Source organism: Anabaena azotica FACHB-119 (genome assembly GCF_014697625.1).
Taxonomy (GTDB): Bacteria; Cyanobacteriota; Cyanobacteriia; order Cyanobacteriales; family Nostocaceae; genus Trichormus; species Trichormus azoticus_A.
The window spans coordinates 17245-31906 of record NZ_JACJSG010000008.1 but is presented as its reverse complement, the minus strand read 5'-3'; the positions used below and the strand labels follow the sequence as shown (position 1 = coordinate 31906).

Annotated in this window: 7 protein-coding genes and 1 pseudogene; 3 read left to right on the top strand and 5 right to left on the bottom strand. The window is 43.3% G+C overall.

Annotated features, from left to right (window positions below):
* Window positions 1-326: 326 nt before the first annotated feature.
* Window positions 327-2558: a photosystem I core protein PsaB gene (gene psaB, locus H6G83_RS07320; protein ID WP_190469197.1), complete on the bottom strand. Its 2232-nt coding sequence runs from the start codon at window positions 2556-2558 to the stop codon at window positions 327-329.
* Between the two features lie 125 nt (window positions 2559-2683).
* The gene (psaA, locus tag H6G83_RS07315) at window positions 2684-4942 is read right to left on the bottom strand and encodes a photosystem I core protein PsaA (RefSeq protein WP_190469195.1); all 2259 of its coding nucleotides are present in this window, start codon (window positions 4940-4942) and stop codon (window positions 2684-2686) included.
* Window positions 4943-5566: 624 nt separating this feature from the next.
* Here psaA and H6G83_RS07310 point away from each other — a divergent pair.
* Window positions 5567-7090 carry a hypothetical protein gene (locus H6G83_RS07310; RefSeq protein ID WP_190469194.1) on the top strand — a complete coding sequence of 508 codons (1524 nt, stop codon included), beginning with the start codon at window positions 5567-5569 and terminating at the stop codon, window positions 7088-7090.
* A gap of 68 nt (window positions 7091-7158) precedes the next feature.
* Here the strand turns inward: H6G83_RS07310 and H6G83_RS07305 are convergent, their stop codons facing one another.
* On the bottom strand, window positions 7159-8055 hold the full coding sequence (locus H6G83_RS07305) for a glutaminase (RefSeq protein WP_199328356.1): 897 nt from the start codon (window positions 8053-8055) through the stop codon (window positions 7159-7161).
* Between the two features lie 499 nt (window positions 8056-8554).
* Between H6G83_RS07305 and H6G83_RS07300 the strand changes: the two genes are divergently transcribed.
* The gene (locus H6G83_RS07300; RefSeq protein ID WP_190469186.1) at window positions 8555-10210 is read left to right on the top strand and encodes a DUF1565 domain-containing protein; all 1656 of its coding nucleotides are present in this window, start codon (window positions 8555-8557) and stop codon (window positions 10208-10210) included.
* A gap of 581 nt (window positions 10211-10791) precedes the next feature.
* Window positions 10792-11812 (top strand): annotated as a pseudogene (locus H6G83_RS35205) (transposase); the annotation flags it as partial.
* Between the two features lie 319 nt (window positions 11813-12131).
* On the opposite strand, the gene H6G83_RS07285 reads toward H6G83_RS35205, so the two are convergent.
* Window positions 12132-13820 carry an IS1634 family transposase gene (locus tag H6G83_RS07285; RefSeq protein ID WP_190469181.1) on the bottom strand — a complete coding sequence of 563 codons (1689 nt, stop codon included), beginning with the start codon at window positions 13818-13820 and terminating at the stop codon, window positions 12132-12134.
* A gap of 352 nt (window positions 13821-14172) precedes the next feature.
* The gene (locus H6G83_RS07280) at window positions 14173-14370 is read right to left on the bottom strand and encodes a hypothetical protein (protein WP_190469178.1); all 198 of its coding nucleotides are present in this window, start codon (window positions 14368-14370) and stop codon (window positions 14173-14175) included.
* Between the last annotated feature and the right edge of the window lie 292 nt (window positions 14371-14662).

Genomic DNA, 14662 nt, shown 5'->3' with positions numbered 1-14662 from the left:
TGGCGATCGCAAGCAATCAAGTGTGATTGACAAAAGCCTGAAATAACCTATTTACTGTGATACACAAGATAGTTATTTTGTACAGTGCGTAAGTCCTATTATATTGTTCCCTTCCTTAGCTCAAGAAATTCATAATTTTATATGAATTGACTATGAGTTAATAAGTTGAAGGGCGGGCAAGATGCCCACCCCACAAGAATAAATGTAATATTTGAGGTTATTCTAAAGTTTCCCAGAAGGCAAAAAACAACTTCACCACCCCAACAAAAAATCCCCCACTTTGCGGCGGGGGATTTAATTACTTACCTACAAAACTAGAAGCCAGATCAACCGAACTTACCAGCAGTGGAGGCGATGAGGAAGGCTGCGTAGGTGAGGACATAGCCGACGGTGAAGTGAGCTAGACCAACTACACGAGCTTGTACGATGGAGAGAGCAACAGGCTTGTCTTTCCAGCGAACGAGGTTAGCGATAGGAGTACGTTCGTGCGCCCATACTAGGGTTTCGATCAACTCTTGCCAGTAACCTCTCCAAGAGATGAGGAACATGAAACCAGTAGCCCAAACTAGGTGTCCGAAGAGGAACATCCAAGCCCAGACGGACAGGTTGTTCACACCGTAGGGGTTGTAACCGTTGATCAACTGAGCGGAGTTAGCCCAGAGGTAGTCACGGAACCAGCCCATGAGGTAGGTGGAGTTTTCGTTGAACTGAGCAACGTTACCTTGCCAAATACCCAGGTGTTTCCAGTGCCAGTAGAAAGTTACCCAACCTACTGTATTCAATGCCCAGAAGAGTGAGAGGTAGAAAGCGTCCCAAGCGGAGATATCGCAAGTACCGCCACGACCAGGGCCATCACAAGGGAAGGCGTAGCCGAAATCCTTTTTATCGGGCATCAGCTTGGAACCACGAGCATCCAAAGCACCTTTGACTAGGATGAGGGTGGTGGTGTGCAGACCCAAGGCGATCGCATGGTGTACCAAGAAGTCGCCAGGGCCAATTGTTAAGAAGAGGGAGTTTGTGCCAGAGTTAATGGCATCTAACCAACCAGGCAACCATACGTTACCGTAGTTGGGGTAAGCGGTGTAAGCAACACTGTCAGGGTTAGACAATAATGTGTCTAAGCCGTAGAGTACTTTACCGTGAGCAGCTTGAACGAACTGAGCGAATACAGGTTCAATCAAGATTTGCTTTTCAGGAGTACCAAAAGCTACTACTACGTCGTTGTGAACGTACAAGCCCAAGGTATGGAAGCCTAAGAATAGCGATACCCAGCTGAGGTGAGAGATAATCGCTTCTTTGTGCTGTAGTACACGGTCAAGGACGTTGCCTTTGTTTTGTTCGGGGTCGTAGTCACGAACCCAGAAGATTGCTGCGTGAGCAAATGCACCAACTAGCAGGAAGACTGCAATGTATTGGTGGTGGGTGTACAGCGCTGCCTGTGTTGTGTAGTCCTTCGCAATGAATGCGTAAGGAGGCAGGGCGTACATATGTTGTGCTACCAGTGAGGTAACGGTTCCTAGCGCTGCCAATGCCAAAGACAATTGGAAGTGTAGGGAGTTGTTGATTGTGTCGTAAAGACCTTGGTGAGGCAGGTTGAACTGACCTTCACTTCTGCTACCAGGGACTAAACCAGCTTTGGCGTTGAGCATTTCTTTGATGCTGTGACCAATACCGAAGTTAGTGCGGTACATATGACCAGCAACGATGAAGATAACAGCGATCGCCAAGTGGTGATGCGCCATATCTGTCAACCACAGGGATTCTGTCTGGGGATGGAAACCACCCAAGAATGTCAGAATCGCTGTACCAGCACCTTGGGTAGTACCAAAGATGTGACCTGCTGTATCAGGGTTTTGAGCGTATACGCCCCAGTTACCTGTAAAGAAGGGTTGCAAGCCTGCGGGGTGGGGTGCGGTGCTTAAGAAGTTATCCCAACCTACGTGCTGACCGCGAGATTCGGGGATAGCAACGTGAATCAAGTGACCAGCCCAAGCCAAGGAGCTAACACCGAACAAACCTGCCAAGTGGTGGTTTAGACGGGGTTCAGCACTCTTGAACCAAGAGAGGCTAGGACGGAACTTGGGTTGTAAGTGCAACCAACCAGCAAACAGGAACAATGCAGCCAACAACAACAGGAAGACGGAACCTGTGTACAGTTCGTTGTTGGTACGCATACCGATGGTGTACCACCAGTGGTAAACACCAGAGTAGGCGATGTTTACAGGGTTGCTAGCGCCACCTTGGGTAAAAGCTTCGATCGCTGGTTGACCAAAGTGGGGGTCCCAAATAGCGTGAGCAATTGGGCGGACGTGTAGAGGGTCTTTAATCCACTCTTCAAAGTTACCTTGCCAGGCTACGTGGAACAGGAGGCTGGATGCCCAAAGGAAGATGATTGCCAAATGTCCGAAGTGAGTAGCGAAAATCTTTTGGTAAAGATTTTCTTCGGTCATGCCATCATGGCTCTCAAAGTCGTTGCCCATTGCGATCGCATACCATATGCGCCGCGTGGTTGGGTCCTGTGCGAGATCCTGGCTAAATTTTGGAAATTTAGTTGCCATAGGTTTTGATATTTCCTCTGACCTTTAGCCATCATTTATCAGCTTAAGGGTAGTTATGAGTTTTGAGTTAAAGGTATTATTCTATATCCATCAACTCATCACTCATAACTAGATGTAGCTAGTTGCTAGCCTACAGAAAGTATGTGTGCGTGGAAGAATGCCCAGGTTGTAGCGATTCCTCCCAGGAGGTAGTGAGCCACACCAACAGCGCGACCTTGAGTAATGCTCAGAGCGCGGGGTTGGATTGAAGGCGCTACCTTCAGTTTATTATGCGCCCAAACGATGGACTCAATTAATTCTTGCCAGTAACCGCGACCACTGAACAAGAACATTAAGCTGAATGCCCATACGAAGTGTGCGCCTAAGAACATTAATCCGTAACCGGACAATGCACTGCCATAGGAGTTGATTACTTGGGAAGCTTGCGCCCACAAGAAGTCACGCAACCAGCCGTTGATTGTGATGGCACTTTGGGCAAAGTTACCACCAGTGATGTGAGACACATTACCAGCTGCGTCTACAGTTCCCCATACGTCAGACTGCATTTTCCAGCTGAAGTGGAAAATTACAATTGACAGGGAGTTGTACATCCAGAACAATCCGAGGAATACGTGATCCCAACCGGATACTTGACATGTACCACCACGACCGGGGCCATCGCAAGGGAAGCGGAAGCCCAAGTTTGCTTTGTCTGGAATCAGACGAGAGCTGCGAGCGAACAGTACACCCTTGAGCAGGATGAGAACTGTTACGTGGATGGTGAAGGCGTGGATGTGGTGGATCATGAAGTCGGCTGTGCCTAGTGCAATAGGCATCATTGCGACTTTACCACCAACAGCCAGAATACCGCCGCCAAAAGCGTAGCTAACAGGCTCTAAAGCGTTGGGTGCAGTGCCACCAGGAGCTAAGGTGTGCAGGTTTTGCACCCACTGAGCAAATACTGGTTGCAACTGAATTGCTGTGTCGGAGAACATATCTTGGGGACGACCCAAGGCACGCATGGTGTCATTGTGGATGTACAGACCAAAGCTGTGGAAGCCAAGGAAAATACTAACCCAGTTCAGGTGGGAAATAATTGCATCCCGGTGACGAATCACCCGATCCAATAGGTTGTTTTGGTTCACTACAGGATCATAATCCCGCACCATGAAGATTGCCGCGTGAGCAGCACCACCCACAATTAAGAATCCGCCGATCCAAATGTGGTGGGTGAAAATACACAACTGAGTAGCGTAGTCAGTTGCTAAGTATGGGTAGGGAGGCATCGCGTACATATGGTGCGCGATGATGATGGTCAAGGAACCCAAAAAGGCAAGGTTAGTAGCCAATTGAGCGTGCCAAGACGTGGTGAGGTTTTCGTAGAGACCTTTGTGACCTTCGCCGGTGAAGGGGCCTTTGTGGTTCTCTAGAATTTCTTTGATGCTGTGACCGATACCCCAGTTGGTGCGGTACTGGTGTCCAGCGATGATGAACAATACAGCGATCGCCAAGTGGTGGTGAGAAATATCAGTCAGCCACAAGCCGCCAGTCACTGGGTTTAAACCGCCCTTGAAGGTCAGGAAGTCAGCATACTGACCCCAGTTCAAGGTGAAGAATGGTGCTAAACCAGCAGCAAAGCCGGGGAATAGGTCGATCAACAGGTCTTTGTTCAGGATGAACTCATGGGGCAAGGGGATATCTTTTACAGCCACCCCTGCATCCAAAAGCTTGTTGATTGGTGCGGACACGTGAATCAAGTGTCCAGTCCATCCCAAGGAACCGCAACCTAGCAATACTGCCAAGTGGTGGTTTAGCATCGACTCCACGTTTTGGAACCATTCCAATTTGGGAGCGCGCTTGTGGTAGTGGAACCAACCAGCGAACAAGAACAAGCCTGCTAATACCAAGCCGCCGATAGCTGTTACATATAGCTGGAAGGAGTTGGTGATACCCCAGCCACGCCATACTTGGAACAAGCCAGAGGTGATTTGAATACCGTGGAATCCACCACCAACATCACCATTCAATATGTCTTGTCCCACAATGGGCCAAACGACTTGAGCACTGGGTCTCACGTTCAACGGGTCGCTTAACCAGGCTTCGTAGTTAGAGAACTTCGCGCCGTGGAAAATCATCCCGCTCAACCAAATTGTCACAACGGCTAAGTGACCGAAGTGAGCCGCAAATATTTTGCGGGAGATGTCTTCTAAATCGCTTGTATGTGTATCAAAATCGTGGGCGAGAGCGTGGAGGTTCCAAATCCAGGTAGTGGTTTTGGGGCCTCTAGCTAGAGTTCTGTCAAAGTGTCCAGGTTGGGCCCATTTTTCAAATGAGGTTGGAACCGGGTCTTTGTCAACGATGACTCTGGCTTTCTTTTCCTCTCGCTCCGGAGGACTTATTGTCATTCGACCTCCTCTGGTGATAAGGAATGAGGAATCATGAAACCACAAAGTGTCTTTAGTCGCCTTCTCCAGTGATGTGGCTGGAGTAGCGATGAAGGAGCTATGTGGAAATTTGTTTCTGTTGAATTATAAAGTCTTCAGTTGTACTTTGTTGGACACATTTTAACAATAATTCAAATTCGCCGAAATATTTGTCAACTCTGCCTTTGCACTGCAAACTTTCTCGCAAAAAGTCAATACTTTCTCGATTTAATTTACAAAGGATAACAATTCGTAAAACTTATGTTTTCTTATACCAGAAAAGGCACAAATCTGCTGAGTTCGCTTTTGGTATATTTGTTTTCCCATAACTTTTAATATTATCATCAGTGATTACTACAAATTGTAAAAAAAATCCTGATTTTGCTTTTTTTCTAAAAAGTCGTGGTATGTAATCAAGATTTCACCTAATAGGTCGTAGTTTGCGATCGCTGATTTCAGTCACAATAATTCAGGGCTTACCTGTGGGAGGGTATAGGGGTGTAAGGGTGTAAGCGTTTTAAACATCTGTACTTCTTTGTGCCTAAGACCCCTCTCCAAACCTTGTCACAGGTCAGCCCTGTAATTGTTTATCACTGGGTGTAAAGCATGAATCTTTGGCACAAACAGCCGTTGGGAAACTTCCTCCCTGGAAGTTTTGCGATTTTTAGGTGGCTCGTTACATTAGTCTTAGTCTTGGCGTTGGTTAGCTGTGGTGACAAAGCTGTAAGCCAGCAAGTACCCGTTACCTCTACAGCCAAACCTCAGCAGATTTCCGGGCAGTTTTCCGAAGTTTCGCCACCAGCAGTCATTCAAGAACTACGCTCAAGTTTAGAGATATATCAACCACAGGTTACTATAGTTACGCCTAAAGCTGATGAAGTCCTCAGTGACAACACAGTCAGCGTTACGTTTCAAGTTAAGGACTTACCAATCTTTAAGCACCCGCAATGGGAACTAGGCCCCCATCTTCACGTAATCCTCGATAATCAACCTTATATACCCGTATACGATTTAAGTCAGCCCCTAGTGCTGTCTGATTTGTCTCCTGGTACTCATACTCTGCGCGTCTTTGCTTCCCGCCCTTGGCATGAAAGTTTTAAAAATGAGGGTGCTTACGCCCAGACGACATTTCACATTTTCACCAAAAGCGAGGACAATAATCCCGATCCCAGCCTACCTTTGTTAACCTACAGCCGTCCTCAAGGTAGTTACGGGGCAGAACCAATCTTGCTAGACTTCTACTTAACCAACGCCCCATTACACTTAGCGGCTAAAGATAACCCCAATGATCAATTCAGTGATTGGCGTATTCGCTGCACTATCAATGGTGAAAGCTTTGTCTTCGATCGCTGGCAAGCAGTTTACCTCAAAGGGTTTAAAACTGGGAAGAACTGGGTAAAGCTGGAATTTCTCGATAATCAAGGCAACCCAGTTAAAAATGCCTTTAACACTACAGTCAGACTTTTTAACTACCAACCCAAAGGTAAAGATACTCTTTCCAGAATTGTCAGAGGGGAATTGAAAGCTGATGAGGTACGTGGCATTGTAGATCCTGGTTATGTAGTAAAATCCCCAGTTCCCGAACCCACGCCTACAGAAACTCCTACTCCAGAACCCCAACCGGAAGTAACCCCGACACCGGAAGTTACACCACCGCAACCAGAAGTAACCCCGACACCAGAAATTACACCACCCCAACTGGAAGTAACCCCGACACCAGAAATTACACCACCACAACCGGAAGTAACCCCGACACCGGAAGTAACTCCAACACCAGCAACACCAACTCCTAAAGCTGAAAAATCAGGATTTGGTAGATATTTCAGCCGTCCTCGGTCTGAACCATCACCCAGTGAGAGTCCTACACCACAACCAGAGGCGACCGTTATCCCTGAACCACAGCCAGAGGTAACACCCACACCCCAGGCGACTGAAACACCACAACCAGAGGGGACTGAAACACCATTGCCAATAGTTACCCCTGAACCACAGCCAGAAGAAACACCACAACCAGAGGAGATAGTTACACCCCAGGCGACTGAAACACCTGTAACTCAGCCGAAGAGAACAAACTTAGGTGATTATTTTAAACGTCGCCCAAGTTTTACAACACCTACTGCCACAGAGTAAACTAACCCTCTGTGCCTCCGTGCCTCTGTGGTTTAAAGAAGATTTTTCACCACAGAGACACAGAGAAGCTAAGATTTCAAGTTTTGGGCTAAAGCTTCCATAAAAGCGATCGCTCCCACAGGATTACCTATACTATCTAAGGCTGGACTGTAGGCTGCGATCGCTCCTTGGTCTGGTACTATGGCCAGTAACCCCCCACCAATACCCGATTTCATGGGTAAACCAATTTTCACAGCATACTCAGCAGACGCTTGATATAAACCACACCTCAACATAACAGCATTGACAACTTGCCGATGCTGTGATGATATTTCACCGTCTAAAGCTAATACCTTTCCTATCAAGGCTAAGTCCTCAACTGTACCAGATAAACAGCATATTTGTTCGTAAGTGTCAATAGCTATATCAATATTTTCTAAATATTTTTTTTCGACGAGATAGTTAGCGATCGCAATATTGGCAGGCGAACGAGATAATCTGACAGAAGCCAACATTGCCTCATCTAACTTGAGTTGACAACCTGCTAATCGGTTTAACCATTGGCGTAGAGAGTGAGTGCGATCGCTAGCGTCTTTTCCTGGTAACTTATCAGCTAGAGTTATCGCCCCACTATTAATCATGGGGTTACGCGGTCTTCCATTATCAGCCACTAGTTGTTCTAAAGAATTAAACGGTGCATCCGATGGTTCTACTCCAACCCATTGAAAAACCTGTTCCACCCCCAGATGCTCTAATAGATACAGCAGACTCAATGGTTTAATCACACTCATCAGTGGAAACACAGAAGATGTCTCCCCTGCACTGTAATATTGTCCAGATTTACAGCAGATGTGAACTGCAAACCAACTACGATTAGCCACAGCTAATCCTGGGATACGGTCAGCTACTTGTCCGTAATTTGCCCGCGCCTTCGCCAGTTGTACCCAATCAGACAAATTTATCCTGTCTATTCGGTCAAGCCTCATCACAACAGATACAGACCTAAAGATTAATTACTCAACTGTATTGCTTAATGGGAAATTTTTTATGGGCTTGGTGAGGCTAAACTTTTGGATTGGCAAAAATCTAACATCTCAATTATCGACGGTTAATTGTACTGTCAAGTTTTAGCCTTGTCAGTCCCTGACTTTTCACGGTATGTGGAAAAGTCGGAGGGTGTGGGGTGTGGGGTGTAGGGTGTGGTGAGGGTTTCAAGTTTTCCCTACACCCTACCCCCTACCCCCTACACCCTGCCTTAAAGAGGGTTTCAGGACTTCCCGTGAAAAGTCAGGTCAGTCCACTACTAACCACAGACACTGACCACTAACACGCACATTACTATAAGTAAAATTAATGTAATTTCTTGCGAAACTTAGCTGCGGATTTGCTAGTCATCCAGTATAGTTTGGCAGGGGTTTTTAATTAAATTTCTGCTAAATCACCCCATATATCCAATTAATCATCAGCAAATCACAGCAGCCAAAAATGAAACATCAGGGGTTTAACTTTTCTTCATTCAGACATTTATTTTCAGTTTTATCCTTACCAACTGGAATCACCGCCTTATTAATTGCTTCTAGCGGGTTCATGCTAGTACCCAATGCAGTCAAAGCAGGTGCTACACCCTCCCTAACAGCACAAGTTCCCACCACAGCCCCAGTAATTTATGTCAACCCAGCAACGGGTGCAGATACATCTGGCGCTGGTGCGGACGCAGCAAGACCTTATAAAACAATTAGCTTTGCACTCAATCAGGCGCAACCCGGAACGATTATTCAATTAGCACCGGGAAATTACAGCAGTGAGACTGGTGAACAGTTTCCTTTGATTCTTAAACCAGGAGTAACACTACGGGGTGATGAATCAGCTAGAGGTCAAGGTATCTTAATTACAGGCGGTGGTTTTTATACAAGTCGTACATTTGCCCGCCAAGATGTAACTATTTTGGCTAATAACGATACCACCATAGCCGGCATCACCGCCACTAACCCCAATCAACGCGGCACTGCTGTATGGGTAGAATCAAGTAATCCCAATATCAGAAATAATACCTTTACTAATAGTGTCAGGGATGGGGTTTTTGTCACTGGTACAGGAAACCCCATCATTGAAGGTAATATCTTTGTGCAGAACAAAGGTAATGGAGTTTCCGTAGCTAGAGCAGCTAGAGGGGAAATTCGTAACAACCTATTCCAAGATACCGGATTTGGGATTGCGATCGGTGGAACTTCCACACCTTTAGTCACAGAAAACCAGATTGTCCAGAACCAAGACGGTTTATACATCTCAGAAACAGCCAAGCCTGTTTTACGTAAGAACGTCATTCAAAACAATAAGCGAGATGGAGTCGTAGCCACTATTAATGCGGAACCAGATTTGGGTACTAATGAAAACCCTGGAGGTAATTTAATCCGCAGTAATACTCGTTTTGATGTGAACAACGCCACCAAAACAGTACGTATCCTAGCTGTTGGCAACGATATCGACCAGAAAAAGATTTCCGGTCAAGTCGATTTTGTCGCTGCTACTGTTAATCAACCCCCAGGTCAAGGTACAGCTTTTACAGATGTAGCCACAAATTACTGGGCAAGGGCTTATATTGAAGCCTTGGCTTCGCAAAATATTATTGCAGGTTTTCCTGATGGTACTTTTAAACCCAACGAACCCGTCACCCGCGCCCAATTTGCCACTATTATTACCAAAGCCTTAACACCAGCAGCAAAACGCAACGCCATTGATTTCCGTGATGTTAGCCGGAATTTCTGGGCTTATGCAGCAATTCAAAATGCTTATCGCAGTCAATTTGTTTCTGGCTATCCTGATGGCACATTCAAACCACAACAGGAAATCCCCAGAGTTCAGGCGCTGGTATCTTTAGCTAATGGACTTGGCTTAACTGCCAACAATCAGAATGTAATTTCCATCTATTCTGACGCTGGTCAAATTCCTGGTTATGCAGTTGGGCCAGTCGCAGCTGCGACCACAAGGCAATTAGTAATCAACTATCCTACCGTTAGCCAACTCAATCCTAATCGTCCAGCAACCAGAGCAGAGATTGCTGCTTTTGTTTACCAAGCGTTAGTTAATGCTGGACGCGCACAACCACTTCCATCATCTTATTTAGTTCAAGTTCCCCAGTAAAAAGCAGAGATAGCAGGAGAAGTTGGTTTAACAGTGAACAGTTATCAGTTAAATAAGTTGGTGAAACACTACACCAATGGGTGGAAGGTGTATTTTGTCGCTTGTTTATCCTCCACCATATGCAGTCAGGACTGATAACTGATAACTGATAACTGATAACCGATTAATCCAATTGCTCCTGCTGGCTCTTAACTCACATCTTGCACCTAACCGAATAAACCCGCAATAGGGAAATAAAAAGCGCAAAATATCACAAGATATCAAGAATATTAATTCAGTATGCTAGAGTTAAGTATATAACTACTGTGAGCAGTAATAGTACATAAAAAAGCTGCAAAAACGGGCTGATGCTGGGATGACGCATTGTGTGGCATCCTAGAGTGCGATCGCACTATGCGAGCAAATGTTGGAATTGCTTATAGCAGTTTCGCTATTCGTGAAATACTGTAGAGACGTTACATATAAAGTCTCTACATGGTATTGGGTATTACGCTTGTACCTCATCTACCCAAAATCTGCTGTAGTTGACTCAAAACATGAGAGAAAGGGCGTGAAATGTATTTCGATAAAAAGCAAGAAAAATGCTTGCCCACGCCCAAGAACTAGTTTATAGCCTGAAAGAACTGATGCCTACGCAGTACCAGAAAGATAATTTAGAAGCGATGCTGACTTTATTTTTAGAGGCACAAGGACACCCGTTACCCGAACACAGTCAGACAAAATCCCCAAGTGCAATCAGCCGATTTCTAAATATCAATCCTTGGTCAACTAGGGAGATGATTCGTGTGGTTCGTTCCACTGCATTAGAAACAGTTTTCCAGGTGTTAGCATCATCTGGTAAAGGGAGAAAGCCATTTTTACAAGTAATCATTGACTTAACAAATGCGCGAGAAACGAGGCAAATTTCCGGAGTTTAGTGATTTAATTAGAGTTTACAATGGTAAACGTGGTTTACATCTAGTCGTAGTTTATTTAGTAATTGGAAGATGCCGTATTCCTTGGAACTTTCGTGTTTGGAGGGGTAAGGGAACGCCATCTCCCGCACAGCTTGGGCTAAAATTGGTCAAACGATTACCTCAATCTCTAACTCAACACTTTGAAACAATCATTTTGGCTGATACAGCCTTTGGTAGTATAGAGTTCCTGGAAGGTGTACGTCGCTTAAAATATCATGCTGTTACAGGTGTATCTATTAGCCGCAAGTTAGCAGATGGTAGGCTTTTAAGACGATTACATAAGCAGGGTCAACAGGTTTATCTGTTTGGTTTAAAGTTTCCTGTTACCGTTTCTTGGTATTACTTAAAACGCGATAACGGCAAACTAGAAAAACGCTTTGTCTTATCTACTCGACCAATTAAAGCTTCTACTCTTAAGTGGTGGGGTAAGCGTCGATGGCAGATTGAAGGATGGTTTAAAACTGCAAAGCATCGTTTTGGCTTACACCGTTTTGGGCAAGGGACTCTGCTGGGTATGTATCGTTGGCTTATTCTTTCGCTGACTGCTTACCTTATTACCCATTGGACTTATCTCCATATAAAGTCTGCATCACCACCTGATTGGGGGCAAGCTGCACAGATAGCCCTTGAATCCCACATTCCGCACCCTAAACTGTCACACAGGGAAATTACGGAAATAAGAAAGAAAACTGAGGCTAAAAAATAACAGATTAGCGAAAAATAAATTGGCGAAAAAGAAAAACACCAAAAATGGGGTCAAAACCCATTCTCAATAAGGAGCAATAAGAAAGAACACCACCCAGAGGAGTCAACAGATAAATAAATGAAGATATTCAAGATAGAGATTATAAGTCAGACTAATAAATTGAGGTAAAAAACGAAATTATAGACATAGTAAAATAGAGCAGTAAATCAAACAGATTAGCTCCTAAATCTGATATGAACTAAATGAGCGAAGAGAAGAATTAAGTGGCTAATTGATAGTAACGAAAACAATCATCTGGTAAAATATTCAGGATAAAATCCCTATGTGGAGTCCAATTAGAGACGTGTTTTTCGTTGTTATATTTAACTAAATGAATACCCTGAAAGCATTGAAAAATCCAGCGTAAAGTATGGCGGTCAGTTGCTTTACCTAATTGATTTTGAATTGTTGATTTAGAATCTTTAAGAGCATTTCTAATTTGACGTTGAGCCAAGGTATAAACCAACAAACATAAGCCCATAATCATTGCCAAAGACTCTATTCTCTCAGGACTTTTGAGGAAAATACTGTCTGCAAAAAATAATGGGTCTTTGAGAAAACCGAACCCCCGCTCACATGACTGCTGGGCTTTATATTCACTGAGCATGGAATCATTGCACAGTTCCTTTGAATCTAAAACATTCGTAGCAATAATAAAACGTCCTGCACTCAGCACTTCCGTATTAATTTTACTTTCATCCTCCCAGACTGTAGCTGATATTTGGTAAGATATTTCTTCTGGAGAATCTTTTGTCTTAGATTTGACTTGAGTAAGCGTACTTTTGTGAATTTGGTGATATTTGAACTGTTTTGATAATTTTGATAATGCCTTGATAGCATCTGCTTCACAAGCAAATCTTTCTTGTGACAACTTTTTCAAATCCTGCACAGCTTTTGATTCTGCCTTGGTAATTTTCTGTGAGAGTTTACGCAAGTCGGATTCTCTTCTTTCTTGACTTTGCAACACTAACCATCTTTGTTCTATTCCGGCATAATTTTCTGTCTTTGATACTAATTTATATCCTGATATTGTACTATCAACAAATTCTGATTCTGGTAATGTTGAGATTAATGATTTTGCTGATTTTACGCTTAATGGTACCCGACATAACCAGCGTAATTCTGACATCATTTTTAGGTTTGATTCTGTATATAAAGCAGAGTCAGCAACGAGAAGACTATTAACTTCTAATTGTTTTTGATATTCTACTGCTATTTTAGCAAAGCATGATGAATCTGCTTGGTTTCCTGATGCTAGTTTTAAAAATATTGGTATGTCTCCATCTCCTAAACATATCATTTCTATGATGAATTGTTTTAAGTCAGGACGGTGGTCACGGGAATAACCGTAAGTGATGGTGATTTCTTGTGGTGCTTTTACTGCTATTTCTTCTAATTCTTGATTATTTTCTCCCTTTTGATTCTCAAATATTACTGATGGTAAACTTGAATTATATTGCCCATGCACGTGCATGGATGATGAGTCTAGATGTGATATTGATAGGGATACTCCAAATTTTTTGGCTGCTTTTAGGGCAATGATAAAAAATATTGTATCTAATCCTTTTATAAATAGTTTATCCATCACTCTCCCCAGTTTATCGTCGTTAAGATATTCTGGCTTTACTCCTGCTCCTACCAGATGCTCACAGGCTATTGTTTCAAAATATTGGGGAAACATATATAAGGGTTTCGATACAAATCCTAACCCGTTTAATATCATGGCTTTTACTACTTGACCCGAACTTACTTTCTCCCCTTTTTCGACTCCTATTAATTCATTTATTATTCCTACTACTCCTATTGAATCTATTATTCCTGATACTATCCCTAGATGGTCTATGTTCTGAATTTCTATTTCTTGGGGTTTTAATGTCACAACAGTTTTCTCCACTTCTTCTGTTGTCATCAATTATTCCTTGTTTTGTTATCAATTATTTTTTTTAATGCTTGAATTTTCTCTTTCTTTCAGTCCCGTTACGAAGTTTTGCTTTCTCACTCCATGCCTAGCTTAATACTACTTCCTCTCATTAAGTCTCTTCATCTTTCAATTACTTATAGTTATTATGTACTACTTACTAGTCCTTTTCGATATGTGACACTTAAGGGTGCGGAATGTGGGTTGAATCTATTTTCCCCAACATGGTCGTGTATCTTCTTTTACTTAATATTGAACGCCTTGTTCATCTTGCACGTAGTTGTGGTTTTGACATCCAATTTTCCAGGTGCAAGATATGAGTTAAAGCAGGGAGGAAGCATTCCTAAATCAGCAAAAATTGATTCTTGATTAAATTTTGCTGCCAAAAAAGGTCTAAAATATCTACTTTTTGCTCTAGGCTTAAATCAAAATTGTTAGATTTAAGATTGATTTGAGCATGATAATTGATAGGCATTGGCAAAGTATTATCTAAAGTACCATTTGGTTGATTATATTCTTGGTTAAGCAACTTAGAGGTCATTTATAAAGTAAATATTAAGTAGGGTGTGTTACGGCTATGTCAGGATTTGAGCGTTGGCGAAATGAGGAATTAGCCGTAACGCACCAGCAAATACGGTGCGTTACGCGCTGCTCTAACGCACCCGACAATTTAAGGTTTACTTTATAAATCATCTCTAATTGTCATTAGGCATACCATTTTGTATTCTTAATAATAAATATAAATTTTTCAGCCTTTACTTCACTACAAATAAACAGAAACTTACTCTTAATCCATCCTCTATATAGAGAATACGATTTAATGATTATAAAAA

Excerpts from the sequence above, each read along its gene's own strand:
- H6G83_RS07300 (WP_190469186.1), top strand. The coding sequence starts at position 8,555 with ATGAAACATCAGGGGTTTAACTTTTCTTCATTCAGACATTTATTTTCA.
- H6G83_RS07280 (WP_190469178.1), bottom strand. The coding sequence starts at position 14,370 with ATGACCTCTAAGTTGCTTAACCAAGAATATAATCAACCAAATGGTACT.
- H6G83_RS07285 (WP_190469181.1), bottom strand. The coding sequence starts at position 13,820 with ATGACAACAGAAGAAGTGGAGAAAACTGTTGTGACATTAAAACCCCAA.
- H6G83_RS07305 (WP_199328356.1), bottom strand. The coding sequence starts at position 8,055 with ATGAGGCTTGACCGAATAGACAGGATAAATTTGTCTGATTGGGTACAA.
- psaB (WP_190469197.1), bottom strand. The coding sequence starts at position 2,558 with ATGGCAACTAAATTTCCAAAATTTAGCCAGGATCTCGCACAGGACCCA.
- H6G83_RS07310 (WP_190469194.1), top strand. The coding sequence starts at position 5,567 with ATGAATCTTTGGCACAAACAGCCGTTGGGAAACTTCCTCCCTGGAAGT.
- psaA (WP_190469195.1), bottom strand. The coding sequence starts at position 4,942 with ATGACAATAAGTCCTCCGGAGCGAGAGGAAAAGAAAGCCAGAGTCATC.